Genomic DNA, 22,659 nt, shown 5'->3' on the forward strand with positions numbered 1-22,659 from the left:
CACCGCGATCAGCGGAACACCACCGTGCGGTGTCCGTTGCGCAGGATGCGATGCTCCACATGCCGGCGTACCGCGCGCGCCAGCACCTGCGACTCGGTGTCGCTGCCCAGCCGCACCAGATCGCGCGGCGTCATCGCGTGGTCCACGCGCGCCACGTCCTGTTCGATGATCGGGCCTTCGTCGAGGTCTTCGGTCACGTAGTGCGCGGTGGCACCGATGATCTTGACCCCGCGTGCGTGCGCCTGGTGGTACGGCTGCGCGCCCTTGAAGCTGGGCAGGAAGCTGTGATGGATGTTGATCGCCCGCCCCGCCAGCGCCTGACACAGCCGCGGCGACAGGATCTGCATGTACCGCGCCAACACCACCAGATCGATCCGCTCGCGCTCGACCAGATCGATGAGCTGCTGTTCCTGCACCGCGCGGTTGTCGGCGTTGACCGGCAGGTGGTGGAACGGCACCCCGTAGGAGCCGGCCAGTGCGGCAAAATCGGTGTGGTTGGACGCCACTGCCGCGATATCCACCTGCAGCTGGCGGCTGTGCGCGCGGAACAGCAGGTCGTTCAGGCAATGCCCCTGTCGGCTGACCAGCACCAGCAGGCGTGCCCGACGACGCGCATCGTGCAGTTGCCAGTCCATCGCGAACTCACCGGCCAGCGTGGCCATGCGCGCTTCCACGTCGGCCAGCGACTGCTCGGCGGCACGATCAAAATGCACGCGCAGGAAGAACCGGCCGCTCTCGTCGTCGCCGAACTGCTGGGCATCGAGGATGTTGCAGCCCAGCTCGAAAAGCAGGCCGGACACGCGATAGACGATCCCGGTACGGTCCGGGCATGACAGGGTGAGGATGGAATCGGGGCGCATCAGGCCAGTGTAAGTGAGCACCCTCACCCGCGGCATGGTTGCTCTCAGCTGCAACCATTTGCCTGCAATGCGTTCAACGTGGCGGATGCACCGTCAATGCCACCAGCCGCATCACCAGCGGGCGCACCACCAGAATGCAGCAGAACGCAGTGGGCATGGCCAGCTGGTAGGCACCGAACACGCGGGCGGGATAGTGGGCGTCCAGCCCGGCGTTGGCGGCGGTGATCACCAGGCACATCAGCATCGCCATGATCGAGGCCATGAAGAAGGCGAACACGTAGGGCGTGGAGCGGGTACCGAGCTTCCAGCGGCGGGCCGCCAGGGTCTGCGGGGGGAGCGACATGCGGAGCGATCCGATCAAGGGCAACCGGCGGTTGCGGGACCGGCACGATAGTCAGCGCAGCATGGGGCGGGTAGACCGCAGCAGATTGGCTCTTTATAAAGAGAATCTTTGTAATGACCTGCCTTAATTGGCGCCATCATGAACATTCTCCAGTCAATCCGCAGCTTCATCCGCACCGCCGACGCCGGCAGCCTGGCCGCCGCCGCGCGCACGCTGGGGATCAGCCCGGCGGCGGTGGGGCAGAACATCGCACGGCTGGAAGCCCATCTGGGCGTGCGCCTGTTCAACCGCACCACCCGCACGCTGGCGTTGACCGAACGCGGCGCGCTGTACCTGGCCGAGGTGCGCCACATCGAGCGCGACCTGCAGCGGGCGCAGGCTGCCGTGACCGACCCCGATGCGATGCCGCAGGGCCGGCTGCGGGTGGCCAGCACCGCTGCGTTCGGGCGGCACGTACTGGCCCCGCTGCTGCCGGCCCTGCAGGCGCGCCATCCACGGCTGGAGATCGAACTGCTGCTCACCGACCGCGCGGTGGACCACGCGCGCGAAGACGTGGATGTGAGCCTGCGGATCGAACAGCAGCTGGTGGACGGGATCGTGGCGCGGCCCATCGCGCAGGTGCCGTTCGTGGTCTGCGCGGCGCCGTCGTACCTGGCGCATGCGGGCACCCCGCCCACGCCGGATGCGCTGCGCGACCATCGCTGCCTGGTGTTCCGCTATCCGGTGGACGGGCGCGTGCTGCCGTGGGGCTTCGTGCGCGACGGCATGCGTTTCGACGCCGAGGTGCGCCCGGCGCTGGTCTGTGACGACATCGATGCGCTGGCCGCGATGTCGGCCGCAGGCGGCGGCATCGCCCGGCTGGCCGCATTCGTGGCGGCGCCGTGGCTGGTGCGCGGCGAACTGCAGGTGCTGTTCGCCACCGGCGACGGCGCCCGCACCTCGCCCGAGCCGATGCGGCTGTTCCTGTGCGTCAGCGACCGCCGCGATCTCACGCCCAAGGTGCGGGCGTTGATGCAGGCACTGCTGGATGCACTGCCCGAGGCGTGGCGGGTGGACGCGGTTTAGGGGGCAGGCTCGGGCTAGTCCACCTCGCGGTTCGCATCGGGTATGAGGGACACCAGTCTGTCCGCCAACCCGCGCACTGCTGCCCCGTCCCCCTGCCATCCGACGACCGTTTCGACAACGACACCATCCTGCACAAGATGAAACACGGGCGTCTCGTGCATATCCAGTTGAGAGAACCTCACGCCAGGCACCATCGCCAGCATGGGAAGGTCCGGATGCAGGGTGTTCCAGGCCCGCATCGCCTTTTCCGGCCACTGCGGGTCGCTACGCACTACCAGCCGCATGTGGCCGCGCAACGCGTCGTACCCGGGGTCAGTCACGATCGCCTGCAACGCCCGTGCGGAGAAGCTGCAATTGGGATGCACCAGCGCAACCACGTGCACCCCCTTCTCCGGGAACGCGATACGCTCAACGGCGTCCGCATGGCCCAGTCTCAGCACCTCCATCCCTGCCGATGGCTCACCCCGTATGTCGGGCAGCGTCGGAACCGGCAGCGACCACCGGTCGCGAAGTTGATTGGCTTGATCAAAATGCCGCAACGCGACCAGTGTGCCGTGCAGGGCCCGGTGATGCGCGGCACCCACGGTCCCGTCGGACGCGAGTCGCCCGTGCAGGCAGCGCATGCGGTGAAGAAGTGCTTCGTCGGGTTGATAGAACGCCACCAGTGCAGTGGCATCAAACAGATCACGCTGATCGTCTGACGCAATCGAGTGGCAGTTGGCGCCCGTCTGCAGGTGGGCCGTTCCACCCCGGTAGACCGCCCGCATGGCGGCGATGCGCTCCAGCGCAGGCAGGTCTGCGTCGGGCCTGTCCAGTCGAACAAGGTCGGCAAGCAGCGCACCGGCAGCGCGTGGCGTGCCCGGCTCCGGCGCACTGCCCAGCAGCAGGAAGGCAAGCAACAGGGATGCATACACGGGGATGGCCGGCGGCGCGGCAACCGTGCCGCATGGGCTGTTCTACCCGGGGTAGCTGTTCCCGTTTGTGACCCGGTGCGAAGACACGGCCTTACCAATCACTGATGAGGTCGCCATAGGCACGTCCGACCAGGCCCTCGTAAGAGGGCCTGGCGGCAGCAGGCACGCGGTGTGCCTTGGTCGCCCGTCCGCCTGCCTTCCGGTCTCAGCCCTCCGGCGCGAGGAACACGCCGCGTGCTTCGCGCGGCTCGCAGCGCAGGTACTGCGGTGCCGGGGCGAGCGAGTCGCCCAGGGCGGCGGCGGCGTGCCACGGCCAGCGCGGGTCGTAGAGGATGCCGCGGGCGAGCGCGATGGCGTCGGCGTGGTTGTGGCGCAGGATCGATTCGGCCTGCGACGGATCGGTGATCAGGCCCACGGCGATGACCGGCATCTTCACCTTGGCCTTGATCGCCGCGGCAAACGGCACCTGGTAGCCCGGCTCCAGCGGGATCTTCTGGCGCGCGTCGAGGCCGCCGCTGGAGACGTGCAGGAACTGGCAGCCGCGCATGTCCAGGATCTGGGCCAGGGTGCTGCTCTGTTCGATGTCCCAGCCACCGTCGACCCAGTCGCTGGCCGAGATGCGCACGCCCACGCTGATGCGGTCGGAGACCGCCTCGCGCACGGCGTCGAACACGCGCACGAGCAGGCGCATGCGGTTTTCCAGCGAGCCGCCGTACTGGTCCTGGCGCTTGTTGCTCAGCGGCGACAGGAACTGGTGCAGCAGGTAGCCATGCGCGGCGTGCAGTTCGATCAGGTCCAGCCCAGCGCGCTCGGCGCGGCGTGCGGCGGTGGCAAAGGCCTCGACCACGGCATCGATGCCGGCCTCATCCAGCGCCTCGGGCACGGGGCCATTGGCCGCGAACGGCAGCGCGGACGGGGCGTGGGTGGTCCAGCCATTGGGGTCGGTCGGCGGCAAGGGGCCACCGCCGTCCCACGGCCGCGCCGAGGACGCCTTGCGCCCGGCGTGGGCGAGCTGCACGCCCAGCGGCATCGGCGACCAGCGCTTCACCGCCCCGATCACCTTCTGGAGCGCCGCCTCGGTGGCGTCGTCCCACAGGCCCAGGTCGGCCCAGCTGATACGGCCCTCGGGTAGCACGGCTGTGGCTTCCAGGATCAACAGGCCGGCGCCGGACTGCGACAGCTGGCCCAGGTGGATCTGGTGCCAGTCGTTGGCCAGGCCGTCGGTGGAGGAGTACTGGCACATCGGCGCGATGACGATGCGGTTGGCCAGCGACAGCGGGCCAAAGGACACGGGGGAGAAGAGCTGACTCAAGGGGGACTCGGGGAGGAAGAATGAAACCGGGGCGTTATTGCACTCCGATGTGGGCGTGCAGGCAACCTTGTGTGTGGAACGGTGCGGGCAGCGGGGCAGAGCCCCGCTCTACAAGGGCGGGTTGCAGGCGATTCGTTGGGGGGAACGGTGCGGCTAGCGGGGCAGAGCCTCGCTCTACCGGGGCGGGCTGTAGGCGATTCATTGGGTGGGACGGTGTGGCCAGCGGGGCAGAGCCCCGCTCTACAAGGGTGGGTTGCCGGCGATTCGTTGGGTGGAACGGTGCGGCCAGCGGGGCAGAGCCGCGCCACGATGACACCCCGGCGCCGATGGGATGAACGCGTCGCCACGCGCCCGGGCACCGATGCACCGACGCGCCGCTCATTGGGCGGTAGAGGGCAACAGGAACGACAGGGCCGGGGCGCAGGGCTGCTCCACCTTCAGGCTGAGCAGGTCGTCGGCGCGGGTGCGGCCGAGGTTGAGCGCGGCCACCGGCAGGCCCGCGTTGGCGGCGGCCTGCACGAACCGGAAGCCGGAATAGACCATCAGCGAGGAGCCGACCACCAGGACCGCGTCGGCCTGCTGCAGGTGGGTGTGCACGGCGGCGACGCGCTCGCGGGGCACGCTCTCGCCGAAGAACACCACGTCGGGCTTGAGGATGCCGCCACACTGCGCGCAGGCCGGCACCTGGAAGGTGTCGAACGCCACGCCCTCCAGGTCGGCGTCACCGTCGGGGGCCTGTGCGGCGTCCAGGTGCTGCCAGTCCGGGTTGTGCGCGAGCAGGGTGTGCTGGAACGCCTCGCGCGGGATGCGCGCCTCGCAGCCCATGCAGCGCACCTGGTCGAGCCGGCCGTGCAGGTCGATCACGCCCACGCTGCCGGCCCGCTGGTGCAGCCGGTCCACGTTCTGGGTGAGCAGCACCTCCATCTTCCCGCGCGCCTCCAGCGCGGCCAGCGCGGCGTGGGTGCCGTTGGGCTGGGCCTGGCCGAACCGGGGCCACCCCGCCAGGCTGCGTGCCCAGTAGCGCTGGCGGGTGGGCAACTCGCCCATGAAGGCCTGGTAGGTCACCGGCGGGGTGCGCTTCCACTGGCCGTCGGCATCGCGGTAGTCGGGGATGCCCGAGTCGGTGCTGCAGCCGGCGCCGGTGAGCACGAACAGGCGCTGGGCGCGGTCGATGAAATCGGCGAGTGCGGGGGTCATGGCCATCAGATGGGGGCGCTGCCGGGCCGGCGCAATTGCCCTCAGGGGCCGGGAATGGGCTCGGGCAGCGCCGGCACGGCGACCGGCTGGCCGGCGTCGTCCAGGGCGATCATCACGAAGTGGCCGCGGGTGCAGAGTTTGCGCTCGCCGTTGTGCAGGTCTTCGGCAATCAGCTCGACCTCGACCTTCATCGAACTGCGGCCTACCTCGACGATGCGGCCGACGGTCTCCACCATCTGCCCGATGCGGATGGGCAGCTTGAAGTCGACCTGGTCCGAGCGGGCCGTCACCACGGTGCGGCGCGAATAGCGGGCGGCGGCGAGGAAGGCGGCTTTGTCCATCCACGCCAGCGCCTGGCCACCGAACAGGGTGCCCATGTGGTTGGTGTGGTTGGGGAAGACGATCTCGGCCATGCGGACTTCGATGGGCGGAACGGTGTCGGGGGAAGCGGTCATGGGGGTGGCCGGTACAGGTGGGGTCGCGCGGATGATACGGCAGGCGCGGTGAGCGGGTAGCGGTCTGGCTGCCCAAACAAAAAACCCCGGCAATGCCGGGGCCTTCTGTTCACCGCGTCGGCGTGGGATCAGAACGACATGTCGAAGGCGACTTCGCCCTTCACGCCAACCTGGTAGGCCGAGGAGCGGCGCTCGAAGAAGTTGGTCAGTTCCTGCACGTCCTGCAGCTCCATGAAGCTCAGCGGGTTGCGCACGTTGTACTTCTTTTCCATGCCCAGGCGATGGAAGTGATTGTCGGCGCAATGCTGCAGGTACTGGCGCATGTCGCGGGTGGAAATGCCCGCCACGCCACCGGACAGCACGTCTTCGGCGAACTGCACTTCGCATTCGATGGCTTCGGCGAGCATGTCATAGACCTGCTGCTTCATCGCATCGTCGAACAGGTCCGGCTCTTCCTCGCGGATCACGTCCACGCATTCAAAGGCGAACTCCATGTGCGCGCTTTCGTCGCGGAACACCCAGTTGGTGCCCGAGGCCAGGCCGTTGAGCAGGCCGCGCGAACGGAAGTAGTACACGTAGGCGAACGCAGCAAAGAAGAACAGGCCTTCGATGCACGCCGCGAAGCAGATCTGGTTGAGCAGGAACTGGCGGCGCTCGTCACGGGTCTCGATGCGCTTGAGGTTCTGGATCGAATCAATCCACTTGAAGCAGAAGTCGGCCTTCTTCTTGATCGAGTCGATGTTCTCCACCGCGTCGAACGCCTTGGCGCGCTCTTCCGGATCGGGCAGATAGTTGTCGAGCAGGGTCAGGTAGAACTGCACGTGCAGCGCTTCTTCATACAGCTGGCGCGACAGGTACATGCGCGCTTCGGGCGCATTGAGGTGCTGATACAGGTTCAGCACCAGGTTGTTGGACACGATCGAATCGCCGGTGGCGAAGAACGCGACCAGGCGGTGGATCAGGTGGCGCTCGCCCGGCGACATCTTGCCATGCAGGTCGCTGATGTCGATCTGGAAGTTGATCTCTTCCACGGTCCAGGTGTTCTTGATCGCGTTGCGATACATGTCATAGAACTGCGGGTAGCGCATCGGGCGCAGGGTCAGTTCAAAACCGGGATCGAGCAGCATTTGACGGGGCTTGTCGGCCATGAGGGCAGTCCTTGTTTCGGTTGGCGGCGTCCCGGGGGACGCGTCGAAAGACCCGCGCGTGTGCGCGGCGGGCTTCCGGCACTGCAGGCGCCGGAGCGCCTGCGGTGACAGCGGTGTTGGTGGAACGCCGGCCCGGTTGGGCCGGCATGCCTTTGTTACTGGCACGCCTCGCAGCTTTCCGGGTTCTCCAGCGAGCAGGCCACGGCTTCGACCGGGGTGTAGCTGCTGACGGTGGTCTTGGCGATCTTGGTGGCCGGACGCGAACGCAGGTAGTACGTGGTCTTGATGCCCTGCTTCCAGGCGTACATGTACATGGAGGACATCGCGCCGATGTTCGGGCTTTCCATGAACAGGTTGAGCGAGGCGGACTGGTCGATGAAGGCACCGCGCTCGGCGGCCATGTCGATCAGCGAGCGCATCGGCAGTTCCCAGGCGGTGCGGTAGACGTGGCGCAGGGTTTCCGGGATCTGCGGAATGCCCTGGATCGACCCTTCGGCCAGCTTGATCGCATCGCGCATTTCCGGCGTCCAGTGACCCAGCTTCTTCAGCTCGTTGACCAGGTAACGGTTGACCTGCAGGAAGTCGCCGGACAGGGTCTCGCGCTTGAACAGGTTGGACACCTGCGGCTCGACGCACTCGTAGCAGCCGGCGATCGAGGCGATGGTGGCGGTCGGGGCAATGGCGATCATCAGCGAGTTGCGCAGGCCGTGTTCCTTGATGCGCTCACGCAGGGCGTCCCAGCGGGCCGCATCGTCGGGCACCACGTTCCAGGCGTCGAACTGCAGCTCGCCGCTGGCCGCGCGGGTGTCGGCGAAGGACGGGTGCTTGCCGCGTTCCTGGGCCAGTTCGACCGAGGTTTCCAGCGCGTGGAAGTAGATGGTTTCGGCGATCTTCTTGGACAGCGCGCGGGCTTCGGCACTGTCGAAGGCCAGGCGCTTGCGGAAGAACACGTCCTGCAGGCCCATGCAGCCCAGGCCCACCGGACGCCAGCGCAGGTTGCCGCGGCGCGCCGATTCGATCGGGTAGAAGTTCAGGTCGATCACGCGGTCGAGCTGGCGGATGGCCAGGCGCACGGTGTCGGCCAGCTTCTCGTAGTCGAACTCGCCGTGGGCATCGAAATGGTTGCCCAGGTTGATCGAGCCCAGGTTGCACACCGCGGTCTCTTCAGCCGAGGTGATTTCCAGGATTTCGGTGCACAGGTTGGACAGGTGGATGACGTTGCCGGCGCGCAGGGTCTGGTTGCTGGCGCGATTGCACTTGTCCTTGAAGGTCATCCAGCCGTTGCCGGTCTCGGCCAGGGTACGCATCATCCGCGAGTACAGCTTGCGCGCGGAAATGGTGCGGTTGGCCTTGCCCTGGGCTTCGGCCTGCAGGTAGGCCTGCTCGAAGGCTTCACCGAACAGGTCGGTGAACTCGGGCACCACGCGCGGATCGAACAGCGACCATTCCTGGTCGGCTTCGACGCGCTTCATGAACAGGTCCGGGATCCAGTTGGCCAGATTCAGGTTGTGCGCACGGCGCGATTCGTCACCGGTGTTGTCGCGCAGCTCGAGGAAGTCCTCGATGTCGGCGTGCCAGGTTTCCAGGTACACACAGGCCGCGCCCTTGCGCTTGCCGCCCTGGTTCACCGCAGCGACCGACGAATCCATCGTCTTGAGCCACGGCACGATGCCGTTGGAATGACCGTTGGTCGACTTGATCAGCGAACCGCGCGAACGCACGCGGGTGTAGCTGACGCCGATGCCGCCGGAGAACTTGGACAGCTGGGCGATGTCGCCGTACTTGGAGTAGATCGACTCCAGCGAATCCTGCGGCGAATCCAGCAGGAAGCACGAGGACAGCTGCTCGTGGGTGGTGCCGGAGTTGAACAGGGTCGGGCTGGACGGCAGGTAGTCCAGGTTGCCCATGCGCTTGTACAGCGCCAGGGCTTCCGGCACATCCTCGCTCAGCGCGCTGGCGATGCGCAGGAAGAACTGCTGCGGGGTCTCGATCACCTTGCGGGTGTGCGGATGGCGCAGCAGGTAGCGGTCGTACAGGGTACGCAGGCCGAAGTAATCGAAGTTCAGGTCCAGCGAGATGTCGATCGCATCGTTGAGCTTGCGCGCGTTGGTCTGCACGAAGTTCAGCAGGCGGTCGTTGATCAGGCCCACTTCATGGCCACGGCCGACCGACTGGGAGAATGCATAGATCTCCTGGCCGGACACTTCCTTGGCGATGAAATTGGCCAGCAGGCGCGCCGCGAGGCGGCCGTACTCGGGTTCTTCACCGATCAGCAGCGCCGAGGTGCGGATCGACAGTTCGTCCAGCTCCTGGGTGGTGGCGCCGTTGTACAGGCCGGAGATGGTGCGGGTGGCCACGCGCATCGGGTCGACAGCGTGCAGACCTTCGGCGGACCGCTGCACCGCGCGCACGATCTTGTTCAGGTCCACCAGTTCGGTAGTGCCGTTGCGCTTGGTGACGCTCATGGCGTTGGCCGTGGGCGGCGAGGTCAGCAGGAACTGGCTGTCCTGTTCGGTGGCTGCGCTGGTTTCGGTGCTCACGGCGATTTCCTCTTGGCGTGATTTGGGGTGGCACAGGGACGCCTGCCGGGCAGGCGCCGGACCAGTGCGCTCGGTATCCGAGGGTGGAACAGCGGCGTCGCACGGGCCGCGACCACACAGTCAGGCTGCGGGCGGTTCCCCTGCGTCACCGGTCATCTCCCCCCGGAGATGTGGCGCGACCGGCACCGCACGCTGTACTTCGTGCGGTAGTCGGCAGGTACGTGATGACGGCTGCGTTGCCGGCCTCCGCGGAGAGCGGTACCGGCTGCGTGCTGGCTCGATCACCGCGCTTCCCTTTTGATCCGGCGACTTGGGGTCGCTGGAACCGACGGCCACAAGATAGTGGGGGTAATAGGGATCGTCAACGCCAAATGTAGTGAAAGGTGGCAATCCCTTACGGCGCAAGGTTCCGCTCCTGAACGCCGCTCCGGCGCCCTGGAGACCTGTCGAAACCGAGTGCGCAGTCAAGGCCGGAACGGTCATCCCGGGCGCGACGCAGGGGCACGGAAAACAGAACGACGGGCTCACACGGGCGTAACAAACCGGGGGGCCTGGGGCGGGGGTCCGGGTGACTTCCGACCCGCGCCGGGCCGGCGCAGGGGTGCCACGCTGGCCCCCTCCCCCCGCAGAGACTCACGCATGAGACTGGCCCTGACTGGATGTCTGCTGATGGCCCTGGGCGTGCCCGCTGCCGCCCACGCCGACGAAACCGCCGATGCGTCGGCACTGTCCTCGCGCGAATGCGGGGTCAGCACCCCCTACGACGTGCTGGTGGACAGCGGCGGGATCTGGCTGCGCAACCGCGATCAGGTGCCGGCGGAGATCTTCTTCCACGACGGCGAGCTCAACATCGACCGCCAGCCGATCCCGGTCAACGCCGCCGACGCCCAGCGGCTGCGCCAGCTGGAATGGGGCACCCGGCAGCTGGTGCCGGCGGTGGCCGGGGTGGCCGGCGAGGCGGTGGACATCGCCTTCGATGCGTTCGGCGCCACGGTGGAGATCATGAGCGGCAGCCGCAGCAAGGCCCGCCAGGTGGAGCGCCTGCGCCAGGACGCCCACGACCATGTGGATCGCACGCTCGGCCGGGGCATCTGGGAGCAGGAGGCGTTCGGCGCGGGCTTCGAGCAGCGTGTGGAGCAGGCCGCCGAGTCGATGGCCGGGTCGCTGGCGCGCGGGATGATGTGGACGATGTTCACCGGCGGTGCCGGCCGCATGGAGGCCCGCGCGGCCAAAATGGAAGGCGAGCTGGAGCGCAGGATGGAGATCCGCGCGACGGCGCTGGAGGGCCACGCCCGGTCGCTGTGCACCCAGGTGCTGGCGCTGGATGAGATCCAGCGCGCGCTGGAGGTGCGCTACCAGGGCAAGCCGCTGGCGATGATGGTGATTGACCGCGACCAGGACGATGCCCCGGTGGTGGCGCGGGAGCAGCCGCGCGGCGACGCGGTGGCCCTGCCCCGTCCCTGACGGCGGCGTGCCGCCCCGCCCGGCAGGGCGGGGGCTGGCCCTACGCGCGGTGCGGGGTGCCGAGGTACTCGGCGCTCTGCATTTCGATCAGGCGCGAGGCGGTGCGCTCGAACGCGCCCTGCAGGCGCACGCCCGAGTACAGCGCCACCGGGGAATCGGTGGCGGTGCAGACCAGATTGACGTGGCGGTCGTACAGCTCGTCGATCAGGTTGACGAAGCGGCGCGCGGCATCTTCGTTCAGCGTGTCGAAGTGCGGGATGTCGCCGAGCAGCACGGTGTTGAACTCGTGCGCGATCTCGATGTAGTCCGACGGCCCGCGCGGGCCTTCGCACAGCGCCTTGAAGTCGAACCAGACGATGCTCTTGCCACGCCCGCGCACCGGGATCTTGCGCGCTTCGATTTCGATGTTGCCCGGCTTGGCCGTCGCACCGCCGCTGAGCTCGGCCCAGCGGCCGGCCAGCCACGCATCGCTGCCGGCATCGATCGGGGACTGGTACACCGGCGAGCGGGTCAGCGCGCGCATGCGGTAGTCCTCGGTGCCTTCGGCGTACAGCTCCACGCAATAGGTCTGCAGCAGCCCGATGGCCGGCATGAAGCTGTCACGCTGCAGGCCGTTGAGGTACAGGTTCTCCACCGCGGTGTTGGAGGTGGTCACCAGGGTCACGCCCTCGGCGAACAGGCGTTCGAGCAGGCGCGCCAGCAGCATCGCATCGCCGATGTCGGTGACGAAAAATTCGTCCAGCACCAGCACACGCAGCCTGCTGCGCCATTCCTGGGCGATCTTCGCCAGCGGGTCGCTCTGGCCCTGGTGCTCGCGCAGACGCTCGTGGATGCCGCGCATGAAGCGATGGAAATGGGTGCGGTACTTCTGTTCGATCGGCAGGCCGTCGTAGAACAGGTCCACCAGGAAGGTCTTGCCCCGCCCCACGCCGCCCCAGAAGTACAGGCCCTTGACCGGATCGGGCTTCTTCCAGAATGCCGACAGCCGGTCCAGCCAGCCGTCCTGCGCGCTGTCCACCAGGGCGATATGGATGCGGTCCAGCTCGGCCAGGGCCGCATGCTGGGCCGGGTCGTCCTGCCATTCGCCGCGGGCCACGCCGTCGGCGTAGCGCTGGGTCGGGGTCATCGCGGTGTCGCTCATGCCGTACCGGCGTCCACGTTGGGCAGCCAGTGCTTGACGCCGTGGGTGATGGCCCCGCGCAGGTCGATCAGCTTGCGGTGGAAGAAGTGGCTGGTGTCGGGCATGCGCACCAGCTCATGCGGGGCACCGATGACCTCCAGCCAGGTGTAGACGGCCTGCGGGTCGACGATTTCATCTTCGTCGCCCTGGATCACCAGCCACTGCGGCGGCGGCTGCACGCCCTCGAAATCCCAGCGGCCGGCCGGCGGGGCGATGGACACCAGTGCGGCCGGCTGCAGGTCGCCCGCCGCACGCAGCGACACGAACGCACCGAAGCTGAAACCGGCCAGCCACAACGTGGCCTGCGGTTGCTGCGCGCGCACCCAGGCGGCGACGGCCTTGAGATCGTCCTGCTCGCCATTGCCGTGGTCGAACTCGCCGGCGGACTGGCCGACGCTGCGGAAATTGAAGCGCACCGTGGCGATGCCGAGGTCGCGCAGTGCGCGCGCGGCCATCGTGACCACCTTGTTGTGCATGCTGCCACCCTCGGTGGACAGCGGGTGGCAGACGATCGCCACCACCGGCTGCACCACGACATCGGCGTCCGGCAGATCGACCACGACATCCAGCGGACCGACCGGGCCGTCCAGCGTCAGCGCCGCGCTTTCTTGGGGAAATGGGGGATTGTGCATGGCGTCATAATAGCGTCCCTCCGCGTGCTTCACCGCCGCTCCTGCCAGGCCCGTCATGCACTATCTGGTTTTCAGTGTCCTCTGCAGCGTGCTGGTCTCGGTCCTGCTGAAGCTGGCGCCGCGCCGGCAGCTCGACATGCCGCAGGTGGTGACCTGGAACTATCTGGTCGCCAGCGTGCTCAGCCTGCTGCTGTTGAACCCCTCGCTGGTGTCGCTGCGCTCGACGCATGCGCCGTGGCTGGCGCTGCTCGGGTTGGCGATCGCCCTGCCGGCGATTTTCCTGGTGATGGCGCGCGCGGTGACCCGTGCCGGCATCGTGCGCAGCGACGTGGCCCAGCGCCTGTCGCTGCTGTTGTCGCTGCTGGCGGCGTTCCTGGTATTCGGGGAAACCGCCAACGGCTGGAAGCTGGCCGGGCTGGGACTGGGCCTGCTGGCGATCCTGGGCATCAGCGTGCGCCCGCGCGCGCTGGCCGCCGAGGCCAGCGGCGGGCGCGTCTGGCCGTGGCTGCTCGGGGTCTGGGTGGGCTATGCGCTGGTGGACATCCTGCTCAAGCAGGTGGCGCTGTCGGGGACGCCGTCGATGGCGGCGCTGACCACCAGCTTCGGGCTGGCCTTCGTGCTGATGCTGGGGCTGCAGCTGTGGCGCCATGTCAGCGGCACCGCACCGCTGCACTGGCGCAACCTGGGTGCCGGGGCGCTGCTGGGCCTGCTCAACTTCGGCAACATCCTGTTCTACGTGCGCGCCCACCAGCACCTGCCGGACAGTCCGGCGGTGGTGTTCGCCGGCATGAACATCGGCGTGGTGGTACTGGGCGCGCTGGTCGGCATCCTGGCGTTCGGCGAACGCACCAGCGTGTGGAACCGCGTCGGCCTGGCGCTGGCGGTGGTGGCGATCGGGCTGATCGCCTGGGGGACATGGTCGGTGTGAGACAGGGTGCCGGCCAACGGTCGGCACCCCCCTGCGTCCCGGGTGCGGATTACCGGTCGAAGCCGAGCAGCAGCGGGTCGTGGTCGGAGCTGCGCCACGGGCCGGGTTCGTTGCGGTCGCGGTAGCCGACGTCATCGGCTTCGTCGGCGTTGATGTGCCATTCGGCGGCGCCGCGCAGGCGCTTGACCATGCCCGGGCTCAACAGCGCGTGGTCCAGCCGGCCGCTCATGCCGTTGTAGACATAGCTGTAGGGGTGCGCGACCTTGGCCTCGGCAAAGGCGTCGCGCCAGCCGGCGTCGTGCAGGGTGCGGATCGGGTCTTCCATCGCGTACGCATTGAAGTCGCCCAGCAGCACCGCGTCGGCGGTGCCGGCACCGGTCGGGTCGGTGCGCAGCCACTGGTCGAGCAGCCGGGCCGATTCCACCCGGGTCGCATTCCAGCAGGCCTGGTCGTCCTTCTGGTCGGCGTCGGCGCCGCTGGCTTCCGAACAGCCCTTGGACTTGAAGTGGTTGGCCACCACCACGAACGGCGCGCCCTTGCCGGCACGGAAGGCCTGCGCCATCGGCACCCGGCTGTGCGGCCCGAACGGGCCCTGCTCCAGCGTGGCCGGCGCGCCAACCGGGGTGACCCGCGAAGCGCGGTAGATGATGCCGACCCGGATCGGGTTCTCGCCCGGTCCCTTGGCGGCATCGATGAAGCGCCAGTCGGCGCCGGCGCCACGGTCCGCATTGAGCGCATCGACCAGCTGGGCGATCGCCGACTGCGGGCCGTAGCCGTCGTTTTCCAGTTCCATGAGCGCGGCGACGTCGGCGCCGAGCGCGTTGATGGTGGCGACGAGCTTGGTCTTCTGCGCCAGGTGTTCGGCCGGCGTGCGGGCGCCGCGCAGGGTCGGATAGCCACCGCCCTGGCCGTCGCCGTTGAAGAAGTTCTCCAGGTTGAAGGCGGCGATGTGCAGCTTGCCGGCGACCACCGGGGCGGCCGGGCGCTCGAGCGCCGGCAGCGTCAGCGGGCGGGTGACCTGCAGGCGCGGGATGCCCTTGTCGTCCACCCGCACGGTGCCTTCCACGTTGCGAAGGACCATGCCGGTGCGCAGGTTGGCGCCGGCCGGCAGGTAGGCCACCGGGCCCGGGTCGCGCGCGCTGCTGCCGTCATCGAGCAGCAGGCGGCGGTGACGGTTGTCGGCCACCACCTTGTCGTGCGCCGGGCTGCGCGGGGCAGCCACTTCGCTGGGTTGCCACAGGCGGCCGCCGAAGGCCACGGTGAGTTCACCGAAACGCGCCAGCCCATCGGTACCGGCCAGGGTCAGCGGGGCGGCGATGCGCACCTGCTGGCCGTCCAGGGCGTGCCAGTCGGCGGGCGCGGCGGTCAGGGTCACCGTGGCACTGGCGGTCGGGGCCGGCGGGGCCGGCTGGACCTGCGGCTGGGCCTGGGCGAACGCGGACGCCGGCAGCGCCAGCGACAGGGCAAGGGCGAGGGAACGACGGCGCATCGACAGGCTTCTCCACAAAAGGGGTGCACAGACTACCGCTGAAATGTGACCCGTCCAGCGCCGCGCGGCGTATCGCCGGCTCGGGCAAAGCACCCGGGCGCGGTACGCCTATCGTTGGTTGGGGGTGGTTGCCGGCCAGAGGCCGGCACTACCTTGCCGGCCAGCGGCCGGCACTACTTTGGGTTGGTCAGCATCCAGTCCAAAGTGGCGGGGAGCTGCTCTTCGGTCAGGGCCGGGTTGCCGCCCTTGGGCGGCATGATGCCCCCATCCGGACCGGTGTAGCCCTCCACGGCATGCTTGTAGAGGGTGTCCTTGCCCTGGGCGATGCGCGCATCCCAATGACCGTGGTCCAGGGTGGGGGCGTTGCCCACGCCGTTGGTGTGGCAGGCGGTGCAGAGGTTGTCGAAGATCACCTTGCCGTCGGTGGTGCCGCCGTAGGCGACCTGCGAGGCCGCCTTGGCCAGCGCGGCGGCCTTGGCCGCTGCCTGTGCCGCCGCACCGGTGCTGCCGGCATAGACGGCGCCGGCCGGGGCGATGCGCTGTTCGGTGCGCTTCACCGCCTGGGGCGAGATTTCAGGGGGAATGCTGGTGTGCAGGTACGCTGCAAAGAGAATCAGGCCGAGCGTGATGGCCATCAGCAGCGCGATGACCATTGAAAAACGTTTCAGGAACTCGAGGTCGTAATTCCGCACTCTCTATACCCCTGGCTGGTAGTCGTTGGACCACGGCTTGTCGGCCGAGTATGACCAGCGTCGGCGGCGCTCTGCAAGCCGCCCCCGGGTGTCGCATTGCAGCATCGGCGCGACTCAGCCGCCGGCGGCACGCAGGCAGAAATCGCAGATCGAGGCGACCAGCGCATTCTCGTCGCCCTGCGCATCGCGGCTGGGTGCGGTCGGACCGACCAGCGCTTCGGTGAACGCCCCGACGATGCAGGCGGCGGCCACGGCGGTGTCCTGCGCGGGGAAGCTGCCGTCCGCGATGCCATCGGCAATGATGCGGCGGAACACATCGCCGAACAGCCGGCGGCAGCGGATGCGCTCGGCGTCCACCTCCGGGTCCACCGGTTCGGCGATGAAGGCATGCGCCAGGCCGGGGCCGGCCAGCGCGCGGCGCACGAAGGCGGTGATGGCACGGCGCAGGCGCTCGGGCGCCGGCAACGGCTCGGCGGCAATCGCCTCGAAGATGCGCAGCTCGTGCGCCACCGCCGCGGTCAGGACCTCGACGAACAGCTCGGCCTTGGACGGGAAGTGGCGGTAGATCAGGCCGGTGGAGACCCCGGCCTCGGCCGCCACGGCAGTCACCGGGGCATTGCGGTAGCCGCCGGCCGCCACCAGCGCACGGGTTGCCAGCAGGATCCGTTCACGGGCCCCGGCGAGGCGTTCTTCCATCAGGGCGGAGCGTTTGTAGGCCATTTTCTGATTCTATGTTCAATTTTTGAATTTGTATTCACTTCTTAATCGAAGCGGGCTACGCTGCGCCCATACCCAGCCGTCTCGGAGCCGCCCTCATGCACGTCCCCACCATGAACTTCGATCTTGGCGAAGAGATCGACCTGCTGCGCCAGAGCGTGGCCCATTTTGCCTCCGCCGAGGTCGCCCCGCTGGCGGCCAAGGCCGATGAAGAGAACCTGTTCCCCAACGCGCTGTGGCGCAAGTTCGGCGAACAGGGCCTGCTCGGCCTCACCGTGGAGGAAGAATACGGCGGCAGCGGCATGGGCTACCTGGCCCACGTGGTGGCGATGGAAGAGATCTCGCGCGCCTCCGGCGGCATCGCCCTGTCCTACGGCGCGCACTCCAACCTGTGCGTGAACCAGCTGCGCAAGAACGGCACCGAAGAACAGAAGCAGCGCTTCCTGCCCGGCCTGTGCAGCGGCGAGAAGGTCGGCGCGCTGGCGATGAGCGAGCCGGGTGCGGGGTCGGACGTGGTGTCGATGAAGCTGCGCGCCGACAAGCGCGGCGACCATTACGTGCTCAACGGCAACAAGATGTGGATCACCAACGGCCCCGATGCCGACGTGCTGGTGGTCTATGCCAAGACCGACCTGGCCGCCGGCGCCAAGGGCATCACCGCGTTCCTGGTCGAGAAGGGCATGAAGGGCTTCTCCACCGCGCAGAAGCTGGACAAGCTCGGCATGCGCGGCTCCAACACCTGCGAACTGGTGTTCGAGGACTGCGAAGTGCCCGAGGCCAATGTGCTGGGCGCGGTCGGCGGTGGCGTCAAAGTGCTGATGTCCGGCCTGGACTTCGAGCGCGTGGTGCTGTCCGGCGGCCCGCTGGGCCTGATGGCCGCCGCGATGGACGTGGTGATGCCGTACGTGCACGAGCGCAAGCAGTTCGGCGAGGCGATCGGCACCTTCCAGCTGATCCAGGCCAAGCTGGCCGACATGTATGTGGGCCTCAACGCCTGCCGTGCCTACGTGTACGCGGTGGCACGCGCCTGCGACCAGGGCCGCACCACGCGCCAGGACGCGGCCGGTGCGATCCTCTACTCGGCCGAGAAGGCCACCTGGCTGACCGGCCAGGCCATCCAGATCCTGGGCGGCAACGGCTACATCAACGAGTACCCGACCGGGCGCCTGTGGCGCGATGCCAAGCTGTATGAAATCGGCGCCGGCACCTCCGAGATCCGCCGCATGCTGATCGGCCGCGAACTGTTCCAGCGCACGCTGTAAGGAAAGACACGCCATGACGGTACTGAGCACCCAGCTGCAACCGGGCAGCGAGACCTTTGAAGCCAACCGCGCTGCGCTGCAGGCGGTGGTGGACGACCTGCGCGCCACCCTGGCGCAGACCGCGCTGGGCGGCAGCGAGGCGGCACGGCAGAAGCACACCGCGCGCGGCAAGCTGCTGGTGCGCGACCGCATCGATGCCCTGCTCGATCCGGGCAGCGCGTTCCTGGAGATCGCGCCGCTGGCCGCGCACGGCATGTACGGCGACCCGATCCCGAGCGCGGGCGTGGTCGCCGGCATCGGCCGCGTGTCCGGCGTGGAGTGCGTGATCGTGGCCAACGATGCCACCGTCAAGGGCGGCACCTACTACCCGATGACGGTCAAGAAACACCTGCGCGCGCAGGAAGTGGCCGAACAGAACCGCCTGCCTTGCATCTATCTGGTCGATTCGGGCGGCGCGTTCCTGCCGCTCCAGGACGAGGTGTTCCCGGACCGCGATCATTTCGGCCGCATCTTCTACAACCAGGCCAACCTGTCGGCGCAGGGCATTCCGCAGATTGCCTGCGTGATGGGCTCGTGCACCGCCGGTGGCGCCTACGTGCCGGCGATGAGCGATGAAACGGTGATCGTGCGCGAGCAGGGCACCATCTTCCTCGGCGGCCCGCCGCTGGTGAAGGCGGCAACGGGCGAAGTGGTCACGGCCGAGGAGCTGGGCGGTGCCGACGTGCACACGCGCATCTCCGGCGTGGCCGACCACATGGCCGACAACGACCTGCAGGCCCTGGCCCGGGTCCGCGCGATCATCGCCCAGCTCAACTGGCGCAAGCCCGAGCCGGCGCTGGCAGTGCAGGCGCCGGTGGCACCGCGCTACCCGGAGAGCGAGCTGTATGGCGTGATCCCGGCCGACACCCGCAAGCCGTACGACGTGCGCGAAGTGATCATGCGCATCGTCGACGATTCGCGCTTCGATGAATTCAAGCCGCGCTATGGCGCCACGCTGGTCACCGGCTTCGCGCACCTGCACGGCTACCCGGTGGGCATCATCGCCAACAACGGCATCCTGTTCTCCGAGTCCGCGCTGAAGGGCGCGCACTTCATCGAACTGTGCACCCAGCGCGGCATTCCGCTGGTGTTCCTGCAGAACATCACCGGCTTCATGGTCGGCCGCAAGTACGAACACGGCGGCATTGCCAAGGACGGGGCCAAGCTGGTGATGGCCGTGGCCTGCGCCAAGGTGCCCAAGTTCACCGTGGTGATCGGCGGCTCGTTCGGTGCCGGCAACTACGGCATGTGCGGGCGCGCCTACTCGCCCAACTTCCTGTGGATGTGGCCGAACGCGCGCATCGGCGTGATGGGTGGCGAACAGGCTGCCAGCGTGCTGGCCACGGTCAAGCGCGATGGCATCGAGGCCAAGGGCGGGCAGTGGTCGGCGGACGAGGAAGACAGCTTCAAGTCGCCCATCCGCGAGCAGTTCGAGCAGCAGGGGCATCCCTACTACGCCAGCGCACGGTTGTGGGACGACGGCGTGATCGACCCGGCCGACACCCGGCGCGTGCTGGGCCTGGCGCTGTCGGCCAGCCTCAACGCCCCGGCGCGGAAGACCGATTTCGGCGTGTTCCGCATGTAATGCACGGGCGGTGCCGCAGGGCACCGCCGCCACTGGCCCGCGCAACGAGACCACCATGTTCACCAAGATCCTGATCGCCAACCGAGGCGAAATCGCCTGCCGCGTCATCGCCACCTGCCAACGCCTGGGCATTGCCACCGTGGCGGTGTATTCCGACGCCGACCGCAATGCGCGCCATGTGCGCCTGGCCGACGAGGCCATCGCCATCGGCCCGGCACCGGCGCGTGAGAGCTACCTGCGCGGCGATGCCATCCTCGACGCCGCGCGCCGCACCGGCGCGCAGGCGATCCATCCCGGTTACGGCTTCCTCTCCGAGAACGCCGACTTCGCCCAAGCCTGTGCCGAGGCCGGCATCGTGTTCATCGGCCCCTCCGCCGCGGCGATCCGCGCGATGGGCGACAAGAGCGCGGCCAAGGCGTTGATGCAGCAGGCCGGCGTGCCGCTCACCCCGGGCTACCACGGTAACGACCAGGCCCCGGACTTCCTGCGCGGGCAGGCCGACGGCATCGGTTATCCGGTGCTGATCAAGGCCAGCGCCGGCGGTGGCGGCAAGGGCATGCGCCGCGTCGACGACAGCGCCGCCTTCGTTGAATCGCTGGCCAGCTGCCAGCGCGAGGCGCAGTCGGCGTTCGGCAACGCGCACGTGCTGGTGGAGAAATACGTCGAGCGCCCGCGCCACATCGAGATCCAGGTGTTCGGCGACAGCCACGGCAACGTGGTGTACCTGTTCGAGCGCGACTGCTCGGTGCAGCGCCGCCACCAGAAGGTGCTGGAAGAAGCACCCGCCCCGGGCATGACCGCCGAACGCCGCGCCGCGATGGGCCAGGCGGCCGTGGATGCCGCGCGTGCGGTGAACTACGTCGGCGCCGGCACGGTGGAATTCATTGCCGGCCCGGACGGCGATTTCTACTTCATGGAAATGAACACCCGCCTGCAGGTGGAGCATCCGGTCACCGAGTGCATCACCGGCACCGACCTGGTGGAGTGGCAGCTGCGCGTGGCCAGCGGCGAACCGCTGCCGCTGCGCCAGGACCAGCTGCAGATCCGCGGCCATGCGCTGGAAGCACGCCTGTACGCCGAGGATGCCGACCGCGGTTTCCTGCCCTCCACCGGTACGCTGCGCCACCTGCGCCTGCCGGCCGGCAGCGCGCACGTGCGCGTGGACGCCGGCGTTGAACAGGGCGATGCGATCACCCCGTTCTACGACCCGATGATCGCCAAGCTGATCGTGTGGGACGTGGACCGCGATGCCGCGCTGCGCCGCATGCAGCAGGCGCTGGCCGAGTGCGAGGTGGTCGGGGTGACCACCAACGCGGCGTTCCTGCGTCGGCTGGTGATGACCGGTTCCTTCGCTGAGGCCAGGCTGGATACCGCGCTGATCGAACGCGAGCAGGCCGCGCTGGCGCCCAACGAGGGCGACAGCGATCCGGCCCTGTGGGCACTGGCCGGCATCGCCGCGGTGGCCAGCAGCGACGCGGCCAGCGTGGACCCGCGCGACCGCCATTCGCCGTGGCAGGCCCAGGATGGCTGGCGCCTCGGTGCACCCGCCGCACGCCGGCTGACGCTGGAACATCGCGGCACCCAGCGCGTGGTCGGCGTGACCGGCCAGCACACCGCCTGGTCGGTGCAGCTCGATGACGGTGCCGCCGTACCCGTGCACGGCGGCCTGGAGGCCGATGGCCTGCGCGTGCAGATCGGTGCGCAGCTGCATCGCGCCCGCCTGGTGCGCGACGGCGGCGAGCTGTACCTGTTCGGCCGCGACGGCGTGCAGCGCTTCACCGTGCATGATCCGGTCAGCGAGGCCGACCAGGCGGTTGCCGATGCCGGCAGCCTGCTTGCGCCGATGCCGGGCCGCATCGTCGCCACCTCGGTGGCACCGGGCACCCGGGTCGCGCGCGGCGCGCCGCTGCTGGTGCTCGAAGCAATGAAGATGGAACACACCCTGCAGGCCCCGGCCGATGGCATCGTGCAGGGCTACCGGGTCAAGGCCGGCGACCAGGTCGGCGATGGCGCCGTGCTGGTGGACTTCGAGGCGGACTAATCCGCGTCCGTGCCAGGCGTCTTTTCCCAGACGCGCTGGCCGGGATCGAACTCGGTTGTGGCCATCTGTGCTGCCCGCCAGCCAACGCCACAGATCGCCATCGGGCCTTCGGCCATCGGCTCAAGTCCGAGCAGGCGCTCGATCTCATGCTCATTGATGGCCGCAGTGACGAACGCACCCAGCTTCTGCTGGGTCGCGCACAGCAGCAGCTGCTGCGACAGGTGCCCCACATCCAGCGTCACGGCACGGTACGCCTTGGCGTGGTTGCGGTACTTCCAGTAGGTACGCGGGTAGCGCGGTGCCAGCACCACCAGCACGTGCGCATCGGCGAACCAGTGCTGGCCGGCCAGCGCCGACAGCGCCACCTCGTGCAGGCGGGCGTCATCGCCAGGCAACCGCGTCAAGGCGTGCGCCGCCGGATCGTAGTGATACAGGCCGGTCGCCAGCCCGGCGACGTTCTGCACCAGCAGATAGGCCTCGGTGGGATGCAGTCCACCGGCTGACGGCACGGTCTTCTTGAAGAAGGTGCTGTCGGCCTGGAGCTCATAGCAGCCGGTTGCCGCGAAGACCCGCTTGAGCAGGCGGGCGAGTTCCTGCAGCGGCAGTGCCTGGGCGGTATCGAAGTTGCGGCAGGTCGCACGCGACTGCAGCAGCGCGTCGAAGGCGTCTTCCTCCGGGTGCGGAAGCAGCGTGGTAACGCCCTCGCGCGGTGGGGGGGGGGGGGGGGGGGGGGGGGAAAGGGGGGGCACGCCGCCAACGGTCTGCCTACCTGCCGCCTCCTACGACGGGGGGGGGG

The 22,659-nt window shown here is 68.5% G+C and carries 20 protein-coding genes; 6 read left to right on the forward strand and 14 right to left on the reverse strand.

Going from position 1 to position 22,659, the window contains the following annotated elements; genetic code table 11:
- Positions 1 to 8: 8 nt before the first annotated feature.
- Both purU and ACO6VK_RS18760 read right to left on the reverse strand, forming a co-directional pair.
- Positions 9 to 860 carry a formyltetrahydrofolate deformylase gene (gene purU / locus ACO6VK_RS18755; RefSeq protein ID WP_422509779.1) on the reverse strand — a complete coding sequence of 284 codons (852 nt, stop codon included), beginning with the start codon at positions 858 to 860 and terminating at the stop codon, positions 9 to 11.
- Positions 861 to 933: 73 nt separating this feature from the next.
- Positions 934 to 1,203, reverse strand: coding sequence for a DUF2798 domain-containing protein (locus ACO6VK_RS18760; protein ID WP_422509781.1), 270 nt, complete (start codon positions 1,201 to 1,203; stop codon positions 934 to 936).
- A gap of 138 nt (positions 1,204 to 1,341) precedes the next feature.
- On the opposite strand from ACO6VK_RS18760, the gene ACO6VK_RS18765 reads away from it, so the two are divergent.
- Positions 1,342 to 2,268, forward strand: a complete 927-nt coding sequence (locus ACO6VK_RS18765; protein ID WP_422509783.1) for a LysR substrate-binding domain-containing protein — start codon at positions 1,342 to 1,344, stop codon at positions 2,266 to 2,268.
- 14 nt (positions 2,269 to 2,282) lie between these two features.
- Here the strand turns inward: ACO6VK_RS18765 and ACO6VK_RS18770 are convergent, their stop codons facing one another.
- From ACO6VK_RS18770 to ACO6VK_RS18795, 6 genes are all read right to left on the reverse strand, one after another.
- Positions 2,283 to 3,182 carry a hypothetical protein gene (locus ACO6VK_RS18770; protein WP_422509785.1) on the reverse strand — a complete coding sequence of 300 codons (900 nt, stop codon included), beginning with the start codon at positions 3,180 to 3,182 and terminating at the stop codon, positions 2,283 to 2,285.
- 205 nt (positions 3,183 to 3,387) lie between these two features.
- Positions 3,388 to 4,494 carry an NADH:flavin oxidoreductase/NADH oxidase gene (locus ACO6VK_RS18775; protein ID WP_422509787.1) on the reverse strand — a complete coding sequence of 369 codons (1,107 nt, stop codon included), beginning with the start codon at positions 4,492 to 4,494 and terminating at the stop codon, positions 3,388 to 3,390.
- 378 nt (positions 4,495 to 4,872) lie between these two features.
- On the reverse strand, positions 4,873 to 5,691 hold the full coding sequence (locus ACO6VK_RS18780) for an NAD-dependent protein deacetylase (protein WP_422509789.1): 819 nt from the start codon (positions 5,689 to 5,691) through the stop codon (positions 4,873 to 4,875).
- A gap of 41 nt (positions 5,692 to 5,732) precedes the next feature.
- On the reverse strand, positions 5,733 to 6,146 hold the full coding sequence (locus tag ACO6VK_RS18785) for an acyl-CoA thioesterase (protein ID WP_017356697.1): 414 nt from the start codon (positions 6,144 to 6,146) through the stop codon (positions 5,733 to 5,735).
- Between the two features lie 128 nt (positions 6,147 to 6,274).
- Positions 6,275 to 7,294, reverse strand: a complete 1,020-nt coding sequence (locus tag ACO6VK_RS18790; RefSeq protein WP_422509792.1) for a ribonucleotide-diphosphate reductase subunit beta — start codon at positions 7,292 to 7,294, stop codon at positions 6,275 to 6,277.
- 155 nt (positions 7,295 to 7,449) lie between these two features.
- Positions 7,450 to 9,834, reverse strand: a complete 2,385-nt coding sequence (locus ACO6VK_RS18795; RefSeq protein ID WP_422509794.1) for a ribonucleoside-diphosphate reductase subunit alpha — start codon at positions 9,832 to 9,834, stop codon at positions 7,450 to 7,452.
- 639 nt (positions 9,835 to 10,473) lie between these two features.
- Here ACO6VK_RS18795 and ACO6VK_RS18800 point away from each other — a divergent pair.
- Positions 10,474 to 11,298: a DUF2884 family protein gene (locus ACO6VK_RS18800; protein WP_422509796.1), complete on the forward strand. Its 825-nt coding sequence runs from the start codon at positions 10,474 to 10,476 to the stop codon at positions 11,296 to 11,298.
- A gap of 40 nt (positions 11,299 to 11,338) precedes the next feature.
- On the opposite strand, the gene zapE is transcribed toward ACO6VK_RS18800, so the two are convergent.
- Positions 11,339 to 12,439: a cell division protein ZapE gene (zapE, locus tag ACO6VK_RS18805; RefSeq protein WP_422509798.1), complete on the reverse strand. Its 1,101-nt coding sequence runs from the start codon at positions 12,437 to 12,439 to the stop codon at positions 11,339 to 11,341.
- Complete coding sequence (locus ACO6VK_RS18810) at positions 12,436 to 13,110, reverse strand: alpha/beta hydrolase (RefSeq protein WP_422509800.1); 675 nt, start codon at positions 13,108 to 13,110, stop codon at positions 12,436 to 12,438. Before ACO6VK_RS18810 ends, zapE begins: the two co-directional genes overlap by 4 nt.
- 55 nt (positions 13,111 to 13,165) lie before the next feature.
- Between ACO6VK_RS18810 and ACO6VK_RS18815 the strand changes: the two genes are divergently transcribed.
- Positions 13,166 to 14,038 (forward strand): EamA family transporter, encoded by an 873-nt coding sequence (locus ACO6VK_RS18815; protein ID WP_422509802.1) that lies wholly within the window; start codon positions 13,166 to 13,168, stop codon positions 14,036 to 14,038.
- 49 nt (positions 14,039 to 14,087) lie between these two features.
- On the opposite strand, the gene ACO6VK_RS18820 is transcribed toward ACO6VK_RS18815, so the two are convergent.
- From ACO6VK_RS18820 to ACO6VK_RS18830, 3 genes are all read right to left on the reverse strand, one after another.
- Positions 14,088 to 15,527 (reverse strand): ExeM/NucH family extracellular endonuclease, encoded by a 1,440-nt coding sequence (locus ACO6VK_RS18820; RefSeq protein WP_422509804.1) that lies wholly within the window; start codon positions 15,525 to 15,527, stop codon positions 14,088 to 14,090.
- A gap of 173 nt (positions 15,528 to 15,700) precedes the next feature.
- Entirely contained in the window at positions 15,701 to 16,219 is a 519-nt protein-coding gene (locus tag ACO6VK_RS18825; RefSeq protein ID WP_422509806.1) for a c-type cytochrome, read from the reverse strand.
- A 114-nt stretch (positions 16,220 to 16,333) separates the two neighbouring features.
- A complete protein-coding gene (locus tag ACO6VK_RS18830) occupies positions 16,334 to 16,939 on the reverse strand; it encodes a TetR/AcrR family transcriptional regulator (protein ID WP_422509808.1) in 606 nt (201 codons plus the stop codon).
- A 95-nt stretch (positions 16,940 to 17,034) separates the two neighbouring features.
- Here ACO6VK_RS18830 and ACO6VK_RS18835 point away from each other — a divergent pair, with 95 nt between their 5' ends.
- Genes ACO6VK_RS18835 through ACO6VK_RS18845 form a run of 3 tightly spaced genes read left to right on the forward strand, consistent with a single transcriptional unit; the run spans position 17,035 to position 21,863 of the window.
- Positions 17,035 to 18,198 carry an isovaleryl-CoA dehydrogenase gene (locus ACO6VK_RS18835; RefSeq protein WP_411849509.1) on the forward strand — a complete coding sequence of 388 codons (1,164 nt, stop codon included), beginning with the start codon at positions 17,035 to 17,037 and terminating at the stop codon, positions 18,196 to 18,198.
- A 13-nt stretch (positions 18,199 to 18,211) separates the two neighbouring features.
- On the forward strand, positions 18,212 to 19,822 hold the full coding sequence (locus tag ACO6VK_RS18840; protein WP_422509811.1) for a carboxyl transferase domain-containing protein: 1,611 nt from the start codon (positions 18,212 to 18,214) through the stop codon (positions 19,820 to 19,822).
- A gap of 55 nt (positions 19,823 to 19,877) precedes the next feature.
- The gene (locus ACO6VK_RS18845) at positions 19,878 to 21,863 is read left to right on the forward strand and encodes an acetyl/propionyl/methylcrotonyl-CoA carboxylase subunit alpha (RefSeq protein ID WP_422509813.1); all 1,986 of its coding nucleotides are present in this window, start codon (positions 19,878 to 19,880) and stop codon (positions 21,861 to 21,863) included.
- Here the strand turns inward: ACO6VK_RS18845 and ACO6VK_RS18850 are convergent.
- Positions 21,860 to 22,612, reverse strand: coding sequence for a putative peptide maturation dehydrogenase (locus ACO6VK_RS18850; RefSeq protein WP_422509815.1), 753 nt, complete (start codon positions 22,610 to 22,612; stop codon positions 21,860 to 21,862). The two genes, ACO6VK_RS18845 and ACO6VK_RS18850, sit on opposite strands and share 4 nt — an antisense overlap.
- Positions 22,613 to 22,659 lie beyond the last annotated feature (47 nt).

Source organism: Stenotrophomonas sp. GZD-301, assembly GCF_049310345.1.
In the GTDB taxonomy this organism is placed as follows: domain Bacteria; phylum Pseudomonadota; class Gammaproteobacteria; order Xanthomonadales; family Xanthomonadaceae; genus Stenotrophomonas.